This is a genomic window from Pseudomonas sp. GW456-12-1-14-TSB6, assembly GCF_059424205.1.
Map to the genome: position 1 here is coordinate 87320 of NZ_JBWKZE010000001.1, position 23483 is coordinate 110802.

At 59.2% G+C, this 23483-nt stretch carries 19 protein-coding genes and 1 pseudogene; 9 read left to right on the forward strand and 11 right to left on the reverse strand.

The features are described 5' to 3' along the window. Positions 1-170: 170 nt before the first annotated feature. Positions 171-1706, reverse strand: coding sequence for an EAL domain-containing protein (locus AC07Y2_RS00435; protein ID WP_074690479.1), 1536 nt, complete (start codon positions 1704-1706; stop codon positions 171-173). Positions 1707-1812: 106 nt separating this feature from the next. Continuing rightward, a pseudogene (locus tag AC07Y2_RS00440) lies at positions 1813-2084 on the reverse strand (LysR family transcriptional regulator substrate-binding protein); the annotation flags it as partial. A gap of 312 nt (positions 2085-2396) precedes the next feature. Between AC07Y2_RS00440 and hppD the strand changes: the two are divergent. Beyond that, the gene (gene hppD / locus AC07Y2_RS00445; protein WP_007958955.1) at positions 2397-3473 is read left to right on the forward strand and encodes a 4-hydroxyphenylpyruvate dioxygenase; all 1077 of its coding nucleotides are present in this window, start codon (positions 2397-2399) and stop codon (positions 3471-3473) included. Positions 3474-3536: 63 nt separating this feature from the next. Here hppD and rarD read toward each other — a convergent pair whose 3' ends face one another. Both rarD and AC07Y2_RS00455 read right to left on the reverse strand, forming a co-directional pair. Then, positions 3537-4418: an EamA family transporter RarD gene (gene rarD, locus AC07Y2_RS00450; RefSeq protein WP_103385188.1), complete on the reverse strand. Its 882-nt coding sequence runs from the start codon at positions 4416-4418 to the stop codon at positions 3537-3539. 139 nt (positions 4419-4557) lie between these two features. Next, entirely contained in the window at positions 4558-5571 is a 1014-nt protein-coding gene (locus tag AC07Y2_RS00455) for an aldo/keto reductase (RefSeq protein WP_103385189.1), read from the reverse strand. 253 nt (positions 5572-5824) lie between these two features. Between AC07Y2_RS00455 and AC07Y2_RS00460 the strand changes: the two genes are divergently transcribed. After that, entirely contained in the window at positions 5825-7777 is a 1953-nt protein-coding gene (locus AC07Y2_RS00460) for a hypothetical protein (protein WP_103385190.1), read from the forward strand. A 40-nt stretch (positions 7778-7817) separates the two neighbouring features. Here AC07Y2_RS00460 and AC07Y2_RS00465 read toward each other — a convergent pair whose 3' ends face one another. Next, positions 7818-8717, reverse strand: a complete 900-nt coding sequence (locus tag AC07Y2_RS00465; protein WP_103385191.1) for a LysR family transcriptional regulator — start codon at positions 8715-8717, stop codon at positions 7818-7820. Positions 8718-8814: 97 nt separating this feature from the next. Here AC07Y2_RS00465 and AC07Y2_RS00470 point away from each other — a divergent pair, with 97 nt between their 5' ends. Further along, the gene (locus AC07Y2_RS00470) at positions 8815-9177 is read left to right on the forward strand and encodes a VOC family protein (protein WP_103385192.1); all 363 of its coding nucleotides are present in this window, start codon (positions 8815-8817) and stop codon (positions 9175-9177) included. 478 nt (positions 9178-9655) lie between these two features. Beyond that, positions 9656-10027, forward strand: a complete 372-nt coding sequence (locus AC07Y2_RS00475; protein WP_039768710.1) for a DUF6124 family protein — start codon at positions 9656-9658, stop codon at positions 10025-10027. Positions 10028-10137: 110 nt separating this feature from the next. Here AC07Y2_RS00475 and AC07Y2_RS00480 read toward each other — a convergent pair whose 3' ends face one another. Then, a complete protein-coding gene (locus AC07Y2_RS00480; RefSeq protein ID WP_103385193.1) occupies positions 10138-11448 on the reverse strand; it encodes an MFS transporter in 1311 nt (436 codons plus the stop codon). 171 nt (positions 11449-11619) lie between these two features. Between AC07Y2_RS00480 and AC07Y2_RS00485 the strand changes: the two genes are divergently transcribed. The 4 genes from AC07Y2_RS00485 to AC07Y2_RS00500 all read left to right on the forward strand — a co-directional run bounded on the left by AC07Y2_RS00485 (position 11620) and on the right by AC07Y2_RS00500 (position 17052). Next, positions 11620-12744, forward strand: a complete 1125-nt coding sequence (locus tag AC07Y2_RS00485; protein ID WP_039768706.1) for a sugar diacid recognition domain-containing protein — start codon at positions 11620-11622, stop codon at positions 12742-12744. A 91-nt stretch (positions 12745-12835) separates the two neighbouring features. After that, on the forward strand, positions 12836-13975 hold the full coding sequence (locus tag AC07Y2_RS00490; protein ID WP_103385194.1) for a glycerate kinase: 1140 nt from the start codon (positions 12836-12838) through the stop codon (positions 13973-13975). A 222-nt stretch (positions 13976-14197) separates the two neighbouring features. Then, entirely contained in the window at positions 14198-15823 is a 1626-nt protein-coding gene (locus AC07Y2_RS00495; protein WP_103385195.1) for a methyl-accepting chemotaxis protein, read from the forward strand. 41 nt (positions 15824-15864) lie between these two features. After that, positions 15865-17052, forward strand: a complete 1188-nt coding sequence (locus AC07Y2_RS00500; RefSeq protein WP_074690484.1) for a pyridoxal phosphate-dependent aminotransferase — start codon at positions 15865-15867, stop codon at positions 17050-17052. Between the two features lie 125 nt (positions 17053-17177). Here the strand turns inward: AC07Y2_RS00500 and AC07Y2_RS00505 are convergent, their stop codons facing one another. The 5 genes from AC07Y2_RS00505 to AC07Y2_RS00525 all read right to left on the reverse strand — a co-directional run bounded on the left by AC07Y2_RS00505 (position 17178) and on the right by AC07Y2_RS00525 (position 22419). Beyond that, complete coding sequence (locus AC07Y2_RS00505; RefSeq protein ID WP_103385305.1) at positions 17178-18146, reverse strand: 2-hydroxyacid dehydrogenase; 969 nt, start codon at positions 18144-18146, stop codon at positions 17178-17180. A 21-nt stretch (positions 18147-18167) separates the two neighbouring features. Next, a complete protein-coding gene (locus AC07Y2_RS00510; protein ID WP_103385196.1) occupies positions 18168-19466 on the reverse strand; it encodes an MFS transporter in 1299 nt (432 codons plus the stop codon). Between the two features lie 122 nt (positions 19467-19588). Beyond that, the gene (locus tag AC07Y2_RS00515) at positions 19589-20554 is read right to left on the reverse strand and encodes a sugar kinase (protein ID WP_103385197.1); all 966 of its coding nucleotides are present in this window, start codon (positions 20552-20554) and stop codon (positions 19589-19591) included. Beyond that, entirely contained in the window at positions 20547-21329 is a 783-nt protein-coding gene (locus AC07Y2_RS00520; RefSeq protein WP_074690487.1) for a sugar phosphate isomerase/epimerase family protein, read from the reverse strand. The genes AC07Y2_RS00515 and AC07Y2_RS00520 overlap by 8 nt, the downstream gene beginning before the upstream one ends. A gap of 64 nt (positions 21330-21393) precedes the next feature. Next, positions 21394-22419 (reverse strand): LacI family DNA-binding transcriptional regulator, encoded by a 1026-nt coding sequence (locus tag AC07Y2_RS00525; RefSeq protein WP_039768692.1) that lies wholly within the window; start codon positions 22417-22419, stop codon positions 21394-21396. Between the two features lie 240 nt (positions 22420-22659). On the opposite strand from AC07Y2_RS00525, the gene AC07Y2_RS00530 reads away from it, so the two are divergent. After that, the gene (locus tag AC07Y2_RS00530; protein ID WP_103385198.1) at positions 22660-23481 is read left to right on the forward strand and encodes a hypothetical protein; all 822 of its coding nucleotides are present in this window, start codon (positions 22660-22662) and stop codon (positions 23479-23481) included. Positions 23482-23483 lie beyond the last annotated feature (2 nt).

Here is a 23483-nt window from a genome sequence, read left to right on the forward strand (position 1 = left end):
TTGAAGCGACTCGGTGATAATGGCTCACCTGCCCATCTTGCAACAGGTAAGAAAAATTGTAGTAGTTAATGCGACAAGAGTAAATCCTGACTTTTTCTTCATGTAACAACAACGCTGTTTTGTATCAATTTGGTGCGGGCTGTCGGCGTGACAGGATTTATCCAGACAAGTTAATGATGAGTTAATGCTTCGATGAAGTCGGCCGCCGGCATGGGCTTGCCGAAAAGGTAGCCCTGCAGAAAGTTGACATGGTGGGCGGCCAGATAATCACATTGGGCTTGCGTTTCCACACCTTCGGCCACGATGCCCAGATCCAGCTTGGTGGAAAGCTCGATGATGGTGTCCAGAATGTGCCGGGAAAGGGCATCCTTATCGATCATGGCCACGAATGTCTGGTCGATCTTGAGGAAGTCGACATTGAAGGTTCTCAAGTAGCCGAGGCTTGAATGGCCGGTGCCAAAGTCGTCAATCGCGATCTTCACCCCCATCGCACGCAACTCTGCGAACAGTTGTTGGGTGATGTCGGATGGTTCGATCAGCTCGCGTTCAGTCAGCTCCAGGACCAGGCTGATGCTGCCGGGATGGAAAGCTGACAAAAATTCACGGCAATCCTCCACCAGTTCCAGATCGTGGCAGTGGCTGGCGGTGATGTTGATGCCAATGTGGAAAGGCGCTTTGAAGGTCGGTGACTGCGGCCCCAGGATGACAGCCGTTTGCTGCATCAAAGCGCGGGTCATTGGCACGATCAGCCCGGAATGTTCGGCAAAGGGTATGAACAGGTCCGGACGCACCAGCCCTTCCTTGGGATGGTTCCAGCGCATCAGCACTTCCGCACCTGACCAGCGTTTGCTGTCGCCGTGCACCACCGGTTGGAAGTAGGGAATGAATTCTCCCGCCTCCAGTGCCCGAAGCATTTCGTGGCTTGGCGACGTGGAGCGCTTCTGCACGATGTAGCCGATGGCCCCGGACACCGCACCAAAGAAAATCAGCAGGCTGAACAGCGGCGGATATTCATCTTTCATGTAGCGCCAGGTCTCGCCTTCCGCAAACGCGGCGGTGACCGTGAACGCATAGTGCGATGAGTGCAAGGTACTTTGTGCAACCGGCAATGCAGGCAGGACGCCTTGATGCACTTTGCCGTCGGCGGAGAGCCAGTTGTTGCCGACTTGCAGCAACAACAATGTATGCCGGCCGATCAGGCGCAGAATGTTGCTCAAGTGATAGCCGTCCAGCGTGGTCAGCGCGCCACCGCGGCCCTCGCTCAGGCGATACACCAGCAGCGCGGTGTCGGGCGTCACCGGGTTGCCGTTCATGAGCCACAACTTGCCCTGCGCGTAGTCGCCCGGATTCACGGCTTCCTTGAAATCGCCGAACAGCGAACTGCAATAGAGATTGTCGTCCCATACCAGATTGGTCGAGCGCACGAACGGGCGACGGGTGACTTGTTCGCGCAAGGCCAGTTTGACGGTTTCGCAGGTCTGGCCGGCCAAAGGCAACAGTTCGCGGGCGGCCTGGGCAGTGTTGTCGAGCATCAGTTCGAACTGTCGCAAGGCTTCATCGGCGGTGTGTTGCGAACTCTGCTGGAGGGCGCGTTCAGCCTGCATATAGAGAATGACGCTGCCGAGTACGATCGGCAGCAGGCCACACAGCAATGTCACGATAATCCGGGTGCTGCGCTTGCGGCGGGGCCTGACGGTCAGTGGCATGGGCGCATCCTGTCGCGATGGAGTGGGGCTCTTGATTGCAGGAGAAGCGTGCGCGCAAAGCCCAAGGTCTGAGCCCATGATAGATGGCCAATGGCACCCGCGCCGCTCAACGGTAATCCAGCCGAGTTGCCAGTTGAATGAACGCCAGCGTGGCGGGCGAGGCCTGACGTTGATCCAGCACCGCCAGACCCACCTGTCGAGTGACTGCAGGGGATAGCAGTCGCTTGACATAGCGCGGGTCTGGATCGAAAGGCAAGGAACCTTCCGCCACCACGGTCATCGCATCGCCCCGGCCAACGGCATCGAGGGTGTGAGCAACTGCGCGTAGCGATAGCGAATGTTCGGGCTCAGCCGGGCGGCGTTGAATAGGCGCGGAACTTTCTGGCGGGCATCTGGCTGTGCAACAAACCCCTTGCACCGGGCCGAAAAAAGCGGATTTTATAGAGAGGGCAGACAACCCTATTTACGCTGTGTAGAATCGGGTTACGCATACAATAATAATCGTCTTCTGGCAGCAGAAGCCTCGCCCGCAAGAGCCTTGGGTCGACAATGAAGATATTCGGGTTTCAACTGATCTACGGTGACTTCCTCGCCCGCAGTGTGCGTGGCATCTCCTGTGCGCCACCCACTGGTCTCAGCATTACTGACAAATAACTCTGGTTAATTGATAAGAATGATGAGGCGCCAACCATGGCAGATTTATACGAAAACCCAATGGGCCTGATGGGCTTCGAGTTCATCGAGTTCGCATCGCCGACACCTGGCACCCTGGAGCCGATCTTCGAGATCATGGGCTTCACCAAGGTCGCGACCCACCGCTCCAAGAACGTGCACCTGTATCGCCAGGGCGCGATCAACCTGATCCTCAACAACGAACCCCACAGCGTTGCTTCGTACTTCGCGGCCGAACACGGCCCGTCCGTTTGCGGCATGGCGTTCCGGGTCAAGGATTCGCAGAAGGCCTACAACCGCGCTCTGGAACTCGGTGCTCAGCCAATCCACATCGAAACCGGTCCGATGGAACTGAACCTGCCGGCGATCAAAGGCATTGGCGGCGCGCCGCTGTACCTAATCGACCGTTTTGGCGAAGGCAGCTCGATCTATGACATCGACTTCGTGTTTCTGGAAGGCGTTGACCGCAACCCGGTCGGTGCCGGCCTGAAGATCATCGACCACCTGACCCACAACGTGTACCGCGGCCGCATGGCCTACTGGGCGAACTTCTACGAGAAGCTGTTCAACTTCCGCGAAATCCGCTACTTCGATATCAAGGGCGAATACACCGGCCTGACCTCGAAAGCGATGACCGCGCCGGACGGCATGATCCGCATCCCGCTCAACGAAGAGTCGTCGAAGGGTGCCGGGCAGATTGAAGAGTTCCTGATGCAGTTCAACGGCGAAGGCATCCAGCACGTGGCGTTCCTCACCGACGACCTGGTCAAGACCTGGGATCAGTTGAAGAAGATCGGCATGCGCTTCATGACCGCGCCGCCGGACACCTACTACGAAATGCTCGAAGGCCGCCTGCCGAACCACGGTGAGCCTGTTGATCAGTTGCAATCGCGCGGCATTCTGCTCGACGGCGCCTCGGATAAAGAAGACAAGCGTCTGCTGCTGCAGATCTTCTCGGAAACCCTGATGGGCCCGGTGTTCTTCGAATTCATCCAGCGCAAGGGCGACGATGGTTTCGGTGAAGGCAACTTCAAGGCACTGTTCGAATCGATCGAACGTGACCAGGTGCGTCGTGGCGTACTCGCTACCGAGTAATTCGCATCAGATGTAAAAAAGCCCGGCCTGCAATTGTGCAGGCCGGGCTTTTTATTGCGCGTCTTATGGGCGCCGTTGGCGCATCAGGTGCTTGAACCCTTCAAACACCAGCACCACCACCGCGAGCCAGATCGGGATGTAGGTCAGCCATTCGCCGGGCTTGATGCTTTCGCCCAGCAGCAGCGCAACACCGAGCAGCAACACCGGCTCAACGTAACTCAACAAACCAAACAGGCTGAACGGCAACAAACGGCTGGCGATGATGTAGACCACCAGCGCCGAGGCACTGATCAGACCGAGCAGCGGTATAAGCCACGTCAGCGCCGGGTACTGATCGAACACGCCGAAACCCTGTTCACCGCCGCGCACGAACCAGTACGCCACCGGCAGCATCAGGGTCATGTCGACCCACAAGCCGCCGAGGTTATCGGTCTTGAGGTATTTGCGCAGCACGAAGTACAGGGGGTAGCCAACGACCACCACCAGCGTCGCCCAGGAAAACCCACCGACCTGATACAACTCGTTCAACACGCCGAGGCTGGCAAAAAACACCGCGACTTTTTGCAGATACGACAGGTTTTCGCCATAAGCGATGCGTCCGGTCAGGACCATGGACAACGGCAGCAGGAAGTAACCCAGCGACACATCAAGGCTGTAGCCATTGAGCGGCGCCCACATGAACAGCCACAACTGCACGCCCAGCAGCGCTGACGAAAGAATCAGGCCGCCGATCAACTTCGGCAGCGCAGGGATCCGGCGCAGCAGCTCGAGCACCCGCCGCCATTCGCCGGACACCAGCATGAACACGGTCATGCAGGGCACGGTCAGCAGCATCCGCCAACCGAAAATTTCCACGCCGCTCAACGGGGTGAGTAACGAGGTGTAGTAATACATGACGGCAAACAGCGTTGAGGCTGTTACCGATAGAGCGATGCCTTTAGACAAACTGTCCTCGCGGGGATGATGGTGAAACGGGGCGCGCAGGATACGTGGTTTTTGTGCTGAATATTGGCCGAGTGATCAATATTTCCAACATTCGACACAGGTCCCGTGAGAGCGGGAACCTGTGTCGAAGCATAGGTGCTTAAGCCTGATGCGGTTTACGCCCCGACACAAAATGGCTCACATCATTAAACCCCGGCGTAGACGCATGGCCCGGCGTCACCAGCGAGTCGATAAACGCCTCATCCTCGGCCGTAATCTTCACCGCCTGCGCCTTGGTATACGCATCCCACTGATCTTCAGTACGCGGCCCGACAATCGCCGAGGTCACCGCGCCGTTGTTCAGCACCCAGGCAATCGCAAACTCGACAATCCCGACCCCACGCTCCTGGGTGTATTGCTGAATCTGCTGGGCAATGCGCAACGACTCCACCCGCCATTCAGTCTCCAGAATCCGTTTGTCCTGGCGCCCGGCGCGGCTGTTGGCGTCCGGGGTTACGTCCGGTGCGTACTTGCCGCTGAGCACGCCACGGGCCAGCGGGCTATAAGGCACCACGCCGAGGCCGTAGGTCTGGGCGGCGGTGATCTGCTCGGTTTCGGCCTGACGGTTGACGATGTTGTACAGCGGCTGGCTGATCACCGGGCGATCAACGCCGAGTTTGTCCGCCACTCGAATCACCTCGGCAATCCGCCAGCCACGGTAGTTCGACAGGCCCCAATAACGGATCTTGCCCTGACGAATCAGATCGCCAATCGCCGAGATCGTCACCTCCAGCGGCGTGTTGTGGTCTTCGCGGTGCAGGTAATAGATGTCGAGGTAGTCGGTGCCGAGCCGGGTCAGGCTGGCCTCCAGACCATTGAACATGTGCTTGCGGCTCAAACCGCTGCGGTTCGGCACGCCATCCACCGGGCCGAAACCGACCTTGGTCGCCAGCACCCACTCATGCCGATGACGGGCAATGGCCTCGCCGACGATCTCTTCCGAGCGGCCATTGGTGTAAACGTCGGCGGTGTCGATGAAATTGATGCCCTGATCCCAGGCCTTGTCGATGATGCGCAGCGAATCTTCTGCGCTGGTCTGCTCGCCGAACATCATCGTGCCAAGGGTGAGAGTGGAAACCTGCAACCCCGAGTGACCCAGTGTGCGATAGCTCATGCCGAAATCCTTTTGTCGGTGGGAAAGCTTCCATCAAATACCAGAAACCTTGCTGGGGGCAATCCGATTTATCGCAGGCTACGGAAGTCCGATCGAAGTAAACGCTCAATCCACAGATATAAAACGATAACAGACAACCACTTGTCGCCACTGTCAGATCTGACAGTAGCGAACGGACTTCAGGATCAGCTCTTATTTCATCTGAGACCGGAGAGTATCCGGGTGAAATTTCCGATCACTCAGGAGCGTTGCCATGAACACTGAAACACTGGAACAACCAGATCGCGATAACGCTGTGCTTGCGTTGTATCCACCCGATCTGGTCGACAGCAACAAGTCGGTCGTGGGGGCAGATTGTGGCATTGCCATCAATTACTACGACCTGACCCCTATGGGGGCGAAAGTCAGGGTCGATCCTTATGTCGATCAAGCTACGGGAGACACTGTCTCTCTGAATTTGAACGGCGAACTGAATATTGCCAGTACTCAAACCCAGTCCACTGACGATGCAGTCATTCTGTACATCCCGAAAAACAAGCTGTTGTCCGGTGCAGATATCATCAATGAGCTGACTTACACCGTGACCAGAGGCAGCCAGAATCAAGGCACCTCCCAACCACCGCTGCGAGTACTTTATTACAGAATTCGACCCGGCAAAGAGAATCGCAACCCCGACGGGCCAGGCCATTCTGAGTTCAAGCTTATTTTGCCGCAGGATGTGCTGGACTACGGAATCGACGCGGATCGCGCCGAGCAGGGTGTACACGTTTGTTTCGAATACACCTACTGTGGGGCGTTTAACACTATTCAACTGAACTGCAACGGCCATGATGTATTCCGCAAGGTTACCGCAGATGAGGCACCCTTGACGCCAACAGCCGTACCCACAAGAATTTGCCTTACATTGACAAAAGCTGATCTTGAACAGGTCAAAGACCATCCGCAGGCTGTTTTCAACTTCACGGTCGCCGATCAAGTCGGCAATGGCGCTGATCCGGATTCCCCATGGTCGGCCCCCGTGTTCGTGACTGTTGATATGCGGGGTGAGCGTTTGACTGCACCTGATATCACCGAAGACCCGGATGATCCCAATGATGCTCCGGACACCATCGACCTGAACAAGCTCGGTGCCAAAGACCTGACCATTCAGGTACACGTATTGAGTCCGCCATGGACGCCGAATGACGTCATTCGCGTGAAGTACGTGGCAACGCCGAACTCCGGCGGCACACCGGTGGAACATAGCGTTGAAGATACTGTTGCGCGTATCCCGTTCGTGCAGAAATTGATGATTCCCAACGCCAAGGTCATTGCGGACAGCGTGGTCAGGGTCATTTACGAGCAAGTCAGAGGCGGGGCGGTCATCGCGCGATCTCGAGTGGCGATGGCGCGGGTCATTCTGGCGCCGGTCATTACCGGTGCCAAAGACCTGGCCGGCGTTGTGTTGGAAAACGGAGGTTCCGTTTCCCACAACAAGATAATCCTTGAAGGGTCGGCTCTGGCGCGCGCTGTATTGGAGATTCTTGACGGTGCGACGGTTGTCGAGGAAGTCCATACGGGTGATGATTACAAATGGAAAAGCACTGCGATATCGATTGCTGTTGCGCCGCATGTTTTTACTGCCCGGGAAAAGGCGGGAAATCAGTTGGTTTCGGAACCTTGGGCGATTGAGCGGTTGGCGTTCAGTATTGATCGGACGCAGATGAAGTTGAATGGGTTTTCGGTGAAGGTCGATGGGTGGCCGAAAACAGGGGAGGACTCGATTGGCAATACCGGCGTTCGGGTTCCAACCGGAGGTGTCCCGCCCTATGACTCTGCATCGTCTGATCCTCTGACGGCTCTCGTGACGATGCAGGGTAAGGTGGTGGGATTGAAAAGTGGCGTGGCAACTATCTATGTTACTGATCAGGAAGGCAGTACTTTGTCTTATCTCGTTGCGGTGACTAATAAATTCAAGCTGCAAATAAGCACTGAGAAGTTGCGCGCAGATGACGCGATTGTCTGGATGAACTCATTAGGAGGGTTTACTACGCATAACCATAGTTTTATTGCCGATGTTCGCCGTGTTTATATTCCGATCATTCCAGAGACTGTAAATGCATGCAGCCAAAACGGACGTTACTATACTTACTTGAGGCCGGATTTATCTATCTATGGAATAAATTCGCCTCGAATTCTTACATCGTGGTGCTTGATACCTATCTAATTTGAACCACCATTACTGATCGGGCGTTTGGTTTCGGATGTCATCGGCTGAGCGCTCGGCAACGCACCCGCAAAAACGCCTGCAACACCTTGACCCGTTCCGACACCTGCACCCGGTGCGGGCACAGCAGATTGAACGGCACGCTCTCGCCATGCCAGTCATCGAACAGCGTCAGCAGCCGCCCGGCACGCACGTCTTCGGCCACATCGAGCCAGGCCTTGTAGGCGATCCCGTGCCCGGCGAGCGCCCAGCGGCGGGCGACTTCGCCGTCGTCGCTGAGGTAGTCGCCGCGTACTTCAACTTCGACTGTTTCGTCCTCGCGATGGAAGCGCCAGGTGTTGTAAGGCCGGCCGTTGCGCAGATAGAGCAGGGCGCTGTGCTTGCTCAATTCGGCAGGGTTTTGCGGCGTGCCGTGCCGTTCCAGATACGCAGGGCTGGCGCAAGCCACACGGCGATGATCAGGCAGAATCGGCAACGCCACCAGCGTCGAATCACTCGGCACGCCAAAGCGCAGCGCCACGTCCACCGTTTCGCGAAACAGATCCGCATGCCGGTCGTTGAGCAGCAATTGCAATTGAATATGCGGGTGCTCGCGTTTGAAATCGTCCAGCCACGGCAACAGCACATTGCGCCCGAAATCCGACGGCGCTGCCAGTTGCAGCACGCCGCTCAGGCCTTCGGTTTGCTGCTTCAGCGCTTGCTCGCCTTCGGCCAGGGTGGCCAGCGCCAGACGCACACTTTCCAGATAGCGTCGGCCCTCTTCGGTCAGGCGCATGCTGCGGGTCGAGCGGGCGAACAGGCGGATGCCGAGGCGGGTTTCCAGGCGTTTCAGCGCGATGCTGGCGGCGGCCGGGGTCAGTTCCAGAGCCCGGGCGGCGGCGGAAATGCTGCCGGAGTCGGCGGTGCGGACGAAGATTTCCAGATCGAGGATTGAGCTCATTAGTAAAAATCCGTTGAAGATCCTTGGCGTTTTGCGGGATTTTTCCGGGATTGGCAAGCGCAGATACTGGAATCCTGAATAACCGCAGGAGACAGACATGACGTGGACATTTGATCATCTGGCCTTCAATACCGCTAACGGTCAGGCGCTGCAGGACGCTTTTGGTGGGTTACTGGGGCTGACGCCGGGGCGCCGGCCGCCGTTTCCGTTTCCGGGGCGGTGGTTGTATCAGGATGCGCAGGCGTTGGTGCATGTGATTGAGCAGCCCGCGCTGGATGAGGCGGCGTTGAGTCATATTGCGTTTCGCACCGATGAAGACGCGGCGGCGGTTTTGAAGCGGGTGCAGGGGAGTGGGTTGCCGTATCAGGTGGCGCAGGTGCCGGAAGATGGGATCTGGCAGATTTTTGTGCAGATGCCGGGTGGGTTGGTGCTTGAGCTGGATGCAAAAACCAGTGTGTGACGCTCGTTCCCACGCTCTGCGTGGGAATGCCTCCACGGACGCTCCGCGTTCGGCTTTGGAAGGGACGCGGAGCGTCCCGGGCTGCATTCCCACGCGGAGCGTGGGAACGATCGGAGTAGGGGTGTTTAAGAGGGGTGTTTAAAGGACACGTTCAGACACGCACCCCAGGCTACACAACCTTGCGCCGTTGCCTACGACTGCGCCAGAATCCGCCGGCTTGTGCGCTTATGGGCCGGGTTTTATCGTTGTCCCGTCGCTGAAATGCAGCGATCGGGTTTGGTAGCCCGGATCTGACTTGTTGCGCAATTCACCGTATTCGGACGCTCATCCGTCCGTGCTTTTATGGTGGCCATGCGTGGGGCGTTTTCGAGCGCGCCGGTTCTCCAAGTCACCGGTCTACCAACCCGTGTATGGCCACCACCTCTTCGTTTGGTAGCGAAGTTTGATGGCTCCATTTTTCTGATTTGGAGATTCAAACGTGATCAAACCAACACCCAACCCACCCGAAACCGATACAACCTCACCCTACGAAACCCTCGACTCCAAGAAATTCCACGAAGCCGCCGAACGCGCCCTCGACCACTACCTCAATCCGCTGCTCCCCAGAAAACCGCTGCTCAAACCCAACACCCGCTACCTCATCGCCCCCGGCATCGACAGCGAAGAACTGCTGGCCGATGCCTCTGAAACCCTGACTTGCGCCAAAACCATGGCCACTGACTTCGCCGGGCTGGTGGACGGCTCGCAGCGGCATGTGCTGCTGGGCATCTCGCAACTGATCATGCTGAGTGAACTGGCGGTGAACCGGGCGCTGGATAATCTGGAGTTGAAGCCAGAAACACCGCTCTAGCCAGATCCTTAGCCTGATCGTTCCCACGTCGAGGCGTCGAACCGTCCGCGTGGGAACGATCTAAACGAGAAACGGCCCGAGATGGGCCGTTTTTGTGTGCATGCCAATAATCAGGCCCGCAACGTTCGCGTCATCCGCAACGCCAGCAGACTCCCGCCAACAATCACACCCGCCAGCAGGTAAAGCGCCGCATCGGTCGACCCGGTGCTGTCCTTGACCCAACCCACAAGGTAAGGGCTCAAGAACCCGGCCATCTGCCCCATCGAGTTGATCAACGCCAGACCACCCGCCGCAGCACCCGCGCTCAACATGGCAGTCGGCACCGGCCAGAACATCGGCAGACCGGTCAGCGCGCCCATGGTCGCGATGGTCAGGCCGAGGATCGCAATCGCCGGATTCGCCGCGAAGTTCACCGCGATCAGCAGGCCGACAGCGCCCATCAACATCGGCACCACCAAATGCCAGCGACGTTCTTTACGCAAGTCCGCCGAACGCCCGACCACCAGCATGAACACCGCCGCCAACAGATACGGGATCGCACTCAACCAGCCAATCACCAGGTTGTCGCTGAAGCCGAGGTTCTTGATGATCGACGGCAGCCAGAAGTTGATCGCGTACACGCCGCTCTGGATGCAGAAGTAGATCAAGCCAAACGCCCAGATGGCCGGGTTCTTGAAAACGGCGATCAGCGAATCGGAGGTGGTTTTCGGTTTGTTCGCCAGGTCTTCGGCCTGATCCGCTTCCAGCACCGAACGCTCGTAAGGGGTCAGCCATTTGGCGTTGGCGAAGTTGTCGCTGAGCAGGAAGTAGGCGAGTGCGCCCAGCACCACGGTTGGAATGCCCTGCAGCAGGAACATCCACTGCCAGCCGGCCAAACCACCCTGGCCGGCGGCGAAGTGATTGAGGATCCAGCCGGAAAACGGGCTGCCGAGCAGGCCGGACACCGGGATCGCCGACATGAACAGCGCCATGATCCGGCCACGGCGGAAGGTCGGAAACCATTGCGAGAGATAGAGCACAACGCCCGGGAAGAACCCGGCTTCGGCGGCACCGGTAAACAAACGCAAGGTGTAGAACTCGGTCGGTGTGGTGACGAACAGCAGGCAGGTCGACAGCGTGCCCCAGGTGATCATCATCAGCGCGATCCAGCGCCGTGGCCCGAATTTGGTCAGCGCCAGGTTGCTCGGCACGCCGCACAGCACGTAGCCGATGAAGAAGATACCGGCACCGAGGCCGTACACGGTTTCGCTGAATTTCAGCGCATCCAGCATCTGCAATTTGGCAAATCCAACGTTGACCCGGTCGAGGTAGTTGAACAGGTAGCAGATGAAGATGAAGGGGATCAAACGCAGGGTGATGCGTTTGTAGACGGCATTTTTATCGTCAACGATGGTCTGGGCGGCAGCGGCGCTCTGCGACATGGCGGCTCTCTCTTTATTATGATTTTTTGCGATGCAAAGGGTAACGTTGATCGCCCTGAGAGTCTCGGCCACCTTTGGCCGGATTGTCTTTGTGCCTGAGCACAGGGTTTGCCGCCAGACCCTGTGCGGGTGAACAACCGTCCGCGCCTGTTTTCAAGGATTCCAGCCCCTATGTTCGAACTCGATCACGACCTCGCCCAGGACATCGTCGACCGGGCCATGGCCATTTTGCCGTACAACGTCAACGTCATGGACAGCCAGGGGCTGATCCTCGGCAGTGGTGAGCCGGAGCGCATCAACACCCGCCACGAGGGCGCGCAACTGGTGCTGGCCAACGGGCGGGTGGTCGAAATCGACGCGCAGACGGCGGTGCATCTCAAAGGCGTGCAGCCGGGGATAAATCTGCCGTTGTTGCTTGATCAGCGTTTGATCGGCGTGCTCGGCATCACCGGCGAGCCGGAGCAACTGCGCACTTACGCCGAGCTGGTACGCATGACCGCTGAAATGCTGGTCGGCCAGCGCAACCAGCAATCCGAGCAGCAATGGCGGCGGCAGCGTTGCGATGACTTGCTCGCGCTGCTGTTGAGTGAAGCGGGGGATTCGCCGCGTTTGGTGGATGAAGCCCAGCAGCTAGGGCTCAAACCGCAACTGACACGAGTGCCGTATCTGTTCGAGTTGGGCCTGGAACACGGACCGGGGCAAACCGTCGAGGCGTTGAGTGCCTGGCTGATGTCGCGCTATCCCGACAGTTGGTGTGTGAGCTCGGCCAAGTCGTCACTGCTCTGGTGCCGGCCGGCGAGTCAGAATGTCGAGCATGATCGCCTGCTGGAAAAACTCGATGGTCTGGGCTGGAACATTCTGCGTATCGCGGTTGGCGGGCAGGCCGATGGGCTGGCAGGGTTGCGCCGTTGCTATCGGCGGGTCGGCGATCTGCTCGCTTATGGTCGCGAAGTGCTACCGCGTTCACGGCTGCTGACGCTCAATCGCTATCGCTTGCCGGTGATGCTCTGGCGCCATCGCAACGACGATGCGCTGGATGAACTGCTCAAACCGTTGCGCAAAGTGATCGCCAAGGACAGCAACGGCCAATTGCTCGCGACCCTGCGCAGTTGGTGCGATCACGACGGCCAGAGCCAGGCCTGCGCCGATGCCTTGGGGATACACCGCAACAGCCTGCGCTACCGAATGGAGCGGATTGCCGAGTTGAGCGGGGTCGATCCGTTGAAGCTCGACGGGATGCTGGCGTTGTATCTGGGTGTGCAATTGCTGCCGCAGACCGACGATTTGTCGAAATGAACAATAAACGCCTGCACGACTTGTGCAGCGGACAGGCGTCAACCGGCAAGGCGACTGGCAGCATGAAGGGCATTGGAACTGGAGAATTCGCATGAAAATCGTCATCGCCCCCGATTCGTTCAAGGACAGCCTGAGTGCCCAAGGCGTTGCAGAAGCCATTGCGTTGGGCCTGGCGCAGGTCTGGCCGCAGGCGACGCTGGTCAAGTGCCCGATGGCCGACGGTGGCGAAGGCACGGTGGAATCGATTCTCGCCGCGTGCGAAGGCGAATTGCGCCGCACTCGCGTGCGTGGCCCGTTGGGTTCGGCAGTTGAAGCTGCGTGGGGCTGGTTGCCGCATAACCACACCGCAATCATCGAAATGGCCGAGGCCAGCGGCTTGCAACTGGTGCCGCCGGGGCAGCGTGATGCCTGCATCAGCAGCACCTTCGGCACGGGTGAGCTGATCCGCGCCGCGCTGGATGCCGGCGCGCAGCGAGTCATTCTGGCCATCGGCGGCAGTGCCACCAACGACGGTGGCGCCGGCGCCATGCAAGCGTTGGGCGTGAAACTGCTGGATGCTCAAGGGCAATCGCTGGTGCCGGGAGGTCTGGCGTTGGCGCAACTCGCACGTCTGGACCTGAGCGAGCTCGACCCGCGTCTGACGCAAGTGCGTTTCGACATCGCCGCAGACGTCGACAATCCGCTGTGCGGCCCCCACGGCGCTTCAGCGATTTTCGGCCCGCAGAAGGGCGCATCACCCGCGCAAGTGCAGCAACTGGATCAGGCCCTCGGTCACTTCGCCGAACTCTGTGCGCAGGCGTTGGGCAAGGATGTGCGGGATGAGCCGGGCAGCGGTGCAGCGGGTGGATTGGGCTTTGCCGCCAAGGCGTTTCTCGGTGCGCGATTTCAGGCCGGTGTCGAAGTGGTCGCCGAGCTGGTCGGTCTGGCCGACGCTGTGAAGGGCGCGGATCTGGTGATTACCGGAGAAGGGCGCTTCGATGCCCAGACCCTGCGCGGCAAAACCCCGTTTGGCGTCGCGCGGATCGCCAAGCAGCAAGGCGTTCCGGTAATCGTCATCGCCGGCACCTTGGGCGAGGGATATCAGGAACTCTACGATCACGGCATCGACGCTGCATTCGCGGTCACCAGCGGCCCGATGCCCCTGGAACAGGCCTGCGCCGAAGCCCCGCGCCTGTTGCGTGAACGTGCAACAGATATTGCTCGCGTATGGCGTATTGCAACTCCGGCCTGACCTGTCAGTCATCATCTGAAACAACGGGTGTTTCAGCGCTGAAACACCCGCAGCGCCGTGAAAAATATTTCATCTTTCCCCGCAAACTTCCTCAAGCCTGGCCGATACAGAAATCAGGCGCACACAAGATTTTCCAAAACAGTGACGCCGGAACGAAGCCCGCCCACGGGCCCGTGATAACGGCATGGACGCTCGTAGTTTCAACTATCCGAGAGTCCTCCTATGTCCCTGCGTAATCTGAATATCGCGCCCCGTGCCTTCCTCGGTTTTGCCTTCATTGCCTTGTTGGTGATCGTGCTCGGCGTGTTCGCCGTCAATCGCATGTCGATCATCCGTCAGGCTTCCCTGGAGATGGACTCGACGCAGTTGCCAAGCGTCACCCAACTCGCGGTGGTGACGGAGAACGTGCTGCGCCTGCGGATTCTCTCGTTCCGCATTCTGGTCAACCGCGAACCGGCCGGTTTGCAGGAAGCCCAGACCCGCATCGGTGTGCTGGTGGACAAGGTGCGCGCTGCCCAGGCCAGTTACGCAGTACTGCCGGCCGGCCCGGAGGAACGCGCGTTATATCAGGAGTTTTCGACGACTCTCGACAACTATGTGCAAGCGCAGAATCAGATGATGGAGCTGTCGCGCCAGGACAAGCTCGACGAGATGCGCGCCCTGATCAACACGAAGATCAAGGACGGCACCGACAAGATGGGCGAACAACTCAATAAGCTGATCGCGATCAACGCCGCCGACGCGAAGACCGCTTCCACTCAGGCGGGTGAGTATTACAACAGTGCCATTACCGGCATCATCGCCGTGTCTGTGATTGCCGCGTTGTTGACCGTATTGCTGGCCTGGCTGCTGACCCGCAGCATCGTCACGCCGCTGAACCGCGCCGTCGCTGCCGCGCAAACCATCGCTGGCGGCAACCTGACCAAAGCCATCGAAATCGACGGCAAGGACGAACCGGCGCGCCTGCTTGAAGCGCTGGCGGCGATGCAGACCAACCTGCGCAAAACCATCGAACAGATCGCCGGCTCCGCCACGCAACTGGGCGCTGCTGCTGAAGAACTCAGCGCCGTGACCGAAGAAGCGTCCCGTGGCCTGCAACAGCAGAACGACGAAATCGAACAGGCTGCCACCGCCGTCAACGAAATGACCGCCGCAGTGGAAGAAGTTGCGCGCAACGCAGTGTCGACCTCCGAAGCCTCGAACCAGTCGACTCACGCCGCCCGCGAAGGTCGCGATCAAGTGGTGAAAACCGTCGACGCGATCCAGACCATGACCTACGACGTGCAGAACACCGCACAGATGATCGAAGGCCTGGCCGAACAGGGCCGCGATATCGGCAAGGTGCTGGACGTGATCCGCGCCATCGCCGAACAGACCAACCTGCTGGCGCTCAACGCCGCCATCGAAGCGGCCCGTGCCGGTGAAGCCGGGCGCGGATTCGCGGTGGTAGCGGACGAAGTTCGCGCACTGGCCCATCGCACTGCGCAATCGACCCAGGAAATCGAAAAAATGGTCGCCGGCATCCAGAACGGAACCGGTGAAGCGGTCGAGTCGATGCAACAAAGCAACCAGCGCACCCAGACAACCCTGGAAATGGCCCGCGCCGCCGGTGTTGCCCTGGAGCAGATCACCCAGTCGATTCACCAGATCAACGAGCGCAACCTGGTGATCGCCAGCGCCTCGGAAGAGCAGGCGCAGGTGTCCCGCGAGGTCGATCGCAACCTGGTCAACATTCGCGACCTGGCCACCCAATCGGCCGCCGGCGCGAATCAAACCAGCGCCGCGACCCACGAACTGTCGCGCCTGGCGGTGGATTTGAATGCGATGGTGGCGCGCTTTGTGATTTGACCTAGGGTGAAGGCTGGAGACCGCGCAATCAGGAGACGTACATGCGCTATTCAGCCTTGACCCAACGAATCGCCGGGGAGGGAGCAGCGGCCTGGCGGATTCACGACCGAGCGCTGGAGCTGCGCGCCGAAGGGATTGATGTGTTGCTGCTGTCCGTGGGTGATCCGGATTTCGATACGCCGCTGCCGATCATCCACGGCGCCATCGACAGCCTGCTGGCGGGTGATACGCATTATTCCGACGTGCGCGGCCGGCTGGAGTTGCGCAAGCAGATCGCCGAGCGCCATCGACGCAACAGCGGCCAGGATGTGGATGCCGAGCATGTGATCGTGCTGCCCGGCGCGCAATGCGCGGTGTATTCGGTGGCGCAATGTCTGCTTGATCCGGGCGATGAAGTGATCGTCGCCGAACCGATGTACGTGACCTACGAAGGCGTGTTCGGTGCCTGCGGCGCAACCGTGGTGCCGGTGCCGGTTCGTCCGGAGAATGGTTTTCGCGTCGACCCGGCGGATGTCGCGGCGCGGATCACTCCCAGGACACGAGCCATTTTGCTCAACAGTCCCAACAATCCTTCCGGTGCGAGCCTGTCGCTGCTGATCTGGCAAGAGCTGGCAGCGCTGTGCATCCGCCATGACTTGTGGTTGATCAGCGACGAGGTCTACAGCGAATTGTTATACGAAGGCGAGCACATCAGCCCGGCGAGCCTGCCGGGCATGGCCGAGCGCACCGCGACCATCAACAGCCTGTCGAAATCCCATGCCATGACGGGGTGGCGCATTGGCTGGATGATCGGGCCGAAGCCGTTGGCCGAGCATCTGGTGAATCTGTCGCTGAGCATGTTGTTCGGGTTGCCGGATTTTGTGCAGAAAGCGGCGCAGATCGCGCTGGAGAAAGATCTGCCGGAAGTGACGCAGATGCGCGAGGAATACCGCTTGCGTCGGGATCTGGTGTGCGAGCGGTTGCGCGGCTGTCCGGGGTTGTATCCGATCAAGCCGGATGGCGGGATGTTTGTGATGGTCGACGTGCGCCAGACCGGGCTCGGCGCGCAGGACTTTGCCGAGCGGCTGCTGGAGGGGTATGGGGTTTCGGTGCTGGCAGGGGAAGCGTTCGGGCCCAGTGCGGCGGGGCATATCCGTATCGGATTGGTGGTGGATAGAGTGAAACTGGCGGATGCGTGTTCGCGGATTGCACTTTGTGCTGCGCAGCTTCTGCAAGTGCGCAGTGCCTGAGGGTTTCCTCCTGATCGTTCCCACGCTCCGCGTGGGAATGCAGCCCGGGACGCTCCGCGTCCCTTCCAGAGCTGGAACGCGGAGCGTCCCTTGAGGCATTCCCACGCAGAGCGTGGGAACGATCATCAGTGGAGAGGATTCACCAGGTTGGCGGGTTTTTCCCCAGCCAACGCCGCCAACAGATTCTCCACTGCACACCGCGCCATCGCCTCGCGCGTTTCGTGGGTTGCCGAGCCCATGTGCGGTGTCGCCACCAAATTGTTCAACTGCAACAACGGCGAGTCGTGATTCAGCGGCTCGCGCTCAAACACATCCAGCCCCGCCGCGCGAATCCGCTTATGCCGCAAGGTGTCGATCATCGCCGCCTCGTCCACCACCTTGCCCCGTGAAATGTTGATGAAGATGCTCTCCGGCCGCATCAACGCAAACTGCTCGGCACCAATCAAACCTTCGGTCTGCGCCGTCAGCGGCAGGGTCAGGCAGATGAAATCCGCCTGCCGCAACAGATCCTCAAGACTGCGGTACTGCGCATCGAAGCGCGCCTCGACCGCCGGTTTGCGCGACTGGCTGTGATAGATCACCGGCATCCCGAACCCGAAATGTCCACGCTGCGCCAACGCCTCGCCAATCCGCCCCATACCGATGATGCCCAGGGTCTTGCCGTGCACATCGGTGCCGAAATGCGCCGGGCCGATGCTGCGGTGCCAGTGACCGCCGCGCACCATGTTCGCCAGTTCGACCACGCGCCGGGCGGTGGCCAGGATCAGGGCGAAACCGGTGTCGGCGGTGGTTTCGGTGAGCACGTCCGGGGTGTTGGTCAGCAGGATTTTGCGCCGGGTCAGGTAGTCGATGTCGTAGTTGTCGACGCCCACCGAGACGCTGGAAATCGCTTCCAGCTGCGGTGCCAGATCGAGCAGTGCCGCGTCCAGCTTCAGGCTCGCGCCGAGCAAACCGTGGGCACCGGGCAGGGCGTCGCGCAGTTTCATCAGGCCATCGGCGTCGAGGCTGTCGATCAGCGTCACGTCGACCTGTTCCTCAAGGCGCGCCATCAGCGCCGGCGACAGTTTTTTGTACAGCACAACCTGCTTTTTCATCGCAGTCATCTCTCTATCAATTCAGGAATGGGCCGGCAGCGGACGCGGTGCGACACGCTTGGCCGTCACCCGGTCGCTCGCGCCGGGCTTGAGAAAAATCGTCAGCACCACCGAGAGCATCAGCGCGCCGCTCATCAACAGGTACGAAGCGCCGGGCGAACCGGTGGAGCTGTTCAGGTAACCAACCAGATACGAGCCGCCGAACGAACCGAGGGCGCCCATGCTGTTGATCAGCGCCATGGCGCCACCGGCAACGTTGGCCGGCAGGATCTCCGGGACGATGGCGAAGAACGGCCCATAAGGCGCATACATGCAGGCGCCGGCAATCACCAGCAGCGTGTACGACCACCAGAAATGTTCCGCGCCCAACGCGTAGGAACCGTAGAACGCCACCGAGGCAATCAGCAGCGGCGGCCAGACGAAGCGTTTGCGTTTTTGCAGTTTGTCCGAGCCCCACGACACCAGCAGCATGCCGATTACCGCCGCCAGATACGGCAACGCCGACAGCCAGCCGGCCTCGATCATGTCCATCTGCGCGCCGGCCTTGAGGATCGACGGCAGCCACAGCACGAAGCCGTAGACGCCGATGCTCCAGCAGAAAAATTGCAGCGCCAGAATGATCACCTTCGGCGAACGGAAGGCTTCGGCGTAGTTCTTCACTGCTTTGATCCCGACCTGTTCGGCCGCCAGGGCGCTTTCCAGATCGTGCTTTTCCTGGTCGTTGAGCCACTTGGCCTGGGCCGGACGATCATCGGCCAGCTTCCACCAGATAAAGGCCCAAAGGACTGCCGGCAGACCTTCGATGATGAACATCCAGCGCCAGCTGAAATGCTGCACCAGATAGCCCGACACCACCGACATCCACAGCATCGTTACCGGGTTGCCGAGGATAAGGAACGTGTTGGCCCGCGAGCGTTCGGCGCGGGTGAACCAGTGGCAGAGATAGACCAGCATCGCCGGCATCACCGCCGCTTCGACCACGCCAAGCATGAAACGAATGACGATCAGCCAATAGGCGTTGGAGACCACGCCGGTCAGCGTGGCGAGCCCGCCCCAGAGGATCAGGCTGACGAAAATCAGCTTCTTCACGCTGTGCTTTTGCGCGTAGATCGCGCCGGGCACCTGGAAGAAAAAGTAACCGAGGAAGAACAGCGCGCCGAGCATCGAAGACAGGCCTGGGGTGATCATCAGGTCCTCAGCCATTCCGGACGCAGCAGCGAATCCGTAATTGGCGCGGTCCAGGTACGCCAGGCTGTAGGTGATGAACACGATCGGCATGATGTACCACCAGCGGCGGGTGGCGAGGGTTACGGTTTTCATGGTCTTGCTCCTGAGCTTGTTGTTTTTGTCGCAGCAGGTTCAATTGATTGGATGTTGCTCGTTCCCACGCTCTGCGTGGGAATGCCTCCGGGGACGCTCCGCGTCCCATGTGACGCAGAGCGTCACGGGCTGCATTCCCACGCAGGAGCGTGGGAACGATGAGCTAGAAGTTCGGATCGGGTCGGCAAACCCTCCATATCGCCACGGCTCTGCACCGCGCGACTGCCAATCCAGTTGGCGCGTCTGACGGCCTCGGGAAAACTCTGGTGCTCCAGCAGGGCACTGATCATCCCGACCGCAAAACCATCCCCGGCGCCGACCGTATCGACCACGGTCTGGACCGGCACCCCGGCGACAAACCCCTGATCCAGATGCGTGCGGTAATACGCACCCTGCGGCCCGAGCTTGATCGCCACGGCTTCGGCACCCTGATCGAGATAAAACGCCGCGATATCCGCCGGATCTTCAAAACCGGTCAGCAAGCGACCTTCACTCAACCCCGGCAACACCCAGTGGGCGAGGGCAGCGAGGCGGTTGATCTCGGTGATCATCTCCCGTTCGCTGGCCCACAGGCTCGGGCGCAGGTTCGGGTCGAACGACACGCTGCGCCCGGCGTTGCGCATGCGGGTCATCAGTTCACGGGACATTTCCCGGGCCGATGCGGACAGCGCCGGCGGAATGCCAGTGGCGTGCAGGTGTCGGGCGCTTAATAACGTCGGGTTGATCGACTGCGATGACAGATGACTGGCCGCTGAGCCACGACGGAAATACTCGACCGTCGGATCGCTGCCGTCATCGTTGCGTGACTTGAGCTGGAAACCGGTCGGGTGCGCGTTGTCCACTTCGACATGGCTGCAATCCAGCCCTTCGCGAGCCAGGGTTTCGACGACAAATCGTCCCAGCGAATCGGCACCGACCCGGCTCAGCCAAGCCACATTGAAACCCAGCCGTGACAAACCGATGGCGACATTGCTGTCGGCCCCGGCAATCCGTTTGTGAAACTGCTCGACCGAGGCCAGATCGCCGCTCTGTTCGGCGACAAACATCGCCATGGTTTCGCCGAACGACAGAATATCGATCTCAGACATGAGCAGGCTCCAGACGGGATTGGCCGAGGTGGGCGAGGGCGGCGACGTGTTCGGTGGTGAGTTGCACCAGATCATCGCCCTGCAACGGGTATTCGGCGGCGCGCATCACCCCTTGGGCCATGTGCCGCAGCAGTTGTTCCCACAGATGCAGGTCGCTGGCGGCAGGTGGAACCGCTACCAGTTTGCCGTCGGCGCGGCGGGCCACGGCTTTGCAATGCACGTAACCGACGTGGCGGCCCAGCAGTCGAGCGGCACTGGTGGCGGACTGGTCCTGCCACTGCCAGTTGCCGATGTCGAAGGTCATCTTGATTGGCAAGTTGTGTTGCTCGACGGCGGCGAAGAAGCGCTGGAACGGTTCGATGCGGCCACCGTGCAGGGTCTGGTCATTCTCTACCAGCAGTTGAACAGGGCTTTGCGCAAGGATTTGCGCGAGCGTCTGCAAATCGTTGTTGTCGGTGAAAAAACCCAGCGACACCTTCAGCCACTTCGAGCCAAACGCTTCGGCGTTCTGCAGCGCGGTGATGAGTTCGGGATTAGGCCGCGACTGACCGGCCAGCCACAGTTCGGTCGGCGAGGAATAGATGCTTTGCAGGCCTTGAGCTTGCGTGGCGGTGGAGAGTTGTTCCGGGACTTCGTTGGTCAGCAGCTCTTCACGCCATTCGATGCGATTGGCGCCGGCAGCGGCCAGCACTTCGAGGAACGAAGCCTGGCCACGACGGCGAACGAGGTCGGCGCCGTAGCTGGACAGGCTGATGGAAACGGCAGGTTTATTCATTGTTATCTACCTCTGAAACCGGTTTCATTTTTGTTCAAAAATTTTTTGGTGGCCCCACAGGGCCTTATTCCGCCTTGCTGAGCGTTGAGCCGCGCTCGATCAGCATCGGTGCAAAATCCAGCGTACGCGCCGCTTCATCATCCCCACGCAAACGCTTGAGCAAACACTCAAACGCCCGCGCACCAATCTCCTCCGTCGGTTGAGCAAGAGCAGTAATCCCACTGCCCACCAACGGATACCAGTCCAGATCATCCAGGGCGATCAGCCCGACATCCTCGAACAACCGGCAGCCAATCTCGCGCAGCGCCAGGGTGCAAGCCAGCGCCGCCACGCCATTGGCGCAGAACAGGGCTTTCGGGCCGTTATCAGGTGTGTTCAAAAAGGTTTGAAGATCGTTCACAAGGCTCGAATCAGTTTCCAGTACCGCGCCTCGCATGTCTTTGCGCTGGCCAATCTGCTGCTGAAAACTGCTGACCCGCTCGATCCGCGAACTGGTACCGTCATAGGCTTCGGTCACCAGCAGCACATCGCGATAGCCGCGCTGCTGCAGATGTTCGAGCGCCATTTCGACGGCTTGCGGGTTGTTCAACCCAACCATGTCGCTGTCGAGCCCGTCGACCTTGCGATCCACCAGCACCAGCGGCATTTCCCGCTTCAACTCATCCAGCTCATCCCGATGATGGCCCAGGGTGTTCACGATCAGCCCTTCGATGTTGTACGAGCGCAACAGCGCCAGGTGCTGGCGTTCCTGCTCGTCGTCGCGGTCGGTGTTGCACACCACCAGGCTGTAGCCGTGCCGCCGGCAGGCGGTTTCCACGCCGTGCATCACGGCAATCGAATAGGGGTTGCGGATATCGGCCACCAGCATGCCGATCAGGCGCGTGCGGCCGCGTTTCAGGCCGCGGGCCATTTGATTGGGGCGATAGCCGAGTTCGGCAATTGCCTGCTCGATGCGCTGGGCGATGGCATCCGAGAGCAGGGCGCGGTCGTCACCAATGAAGCGCGAGACGCTGGCCTTGGACACGCCTGCGTATTCGGCGACATCGAGCATGGTGACGCGGCTGCGCTGGGCGGCGGAGAAATCGTTCACGTCATGGCGACCTTGTTATTGGAATTAAAGCGTTAGCAATGTAGTGCTGAAACCGGTTTCATGAAGCGTCAAATGTAAGCGCTACGTCAAGTCGGCGGAAACCGATAATTGCCTGAACAGCCACCATAATCCGACGAACGGTATCTAAACCTGTTAGATCTGACAGTAGCCAATGAGAGACCGCCGTTGCCTAATCGTTAACGAGGGACGAAGAACTTCAAACGTGTGGAGGAATTCCAGATGTCTTTGAGTACTCAATCGAGTGAAGAAAAACTTGCGTCCCAAACGGAAGCACCATTGGCGGCTGAGATCACCGTGGATGGTGTTACAGAACCTGATGGATTTATTCCCTTGCCGCTTCTGATTAGCGGCACCACAGCCCGAATTCAACGCTGGGAAGAAACGTCATTTGATGATCATCTTGAAGTGTTTTGGCTTCAGGACGGAAATGAGGAACTCCTGTTTGAGCGGCGATTCCCGACGGGGATCGTTCCGCCGGAGATCGAAGTAACAATCCCTCCATCACGGATGGCAGTTAACGGTACTGCACTGCTTTATTACATCATAACTGCCTTCGGTATGCCGGATCCATCACCCCGCAAACCACTGATCATCGATCACACTCAAGAGCCTGAAAAGATACTTGCGGAAGCCATTTTTACCAATCTGACGAAGTACGGGTACTACAATTGTGAAACCGATCCTGCATTGACATCAGGCATCGTTATAGATATTCCGAAGCAGCCATGGGCTCGTCCCGGTGATCAATTTTCCCTCAAATTACAGGGTTATCGAACACTTAACGGATCCCCCGGGGAAAATGGAGAACACATCGTTCCGGAGTCGGCAGAAACGCTGACTAGGTTTTTGAATGATCAAGAGATTGAAAACGGATTTTCTCAATCTGTTTCTTTTGCTCCCTGCATAAAGCCATTAATTGATGAAGACTCGCTTGTTGCGATCTATACCATTACCAGGGCCGGCAGGGTGATTGGAAAATCTCTTCTTGCCGTGGCAAAGATAGATAGGATTCTTTCTGGTAGTACGTACTGTTATTCATGACG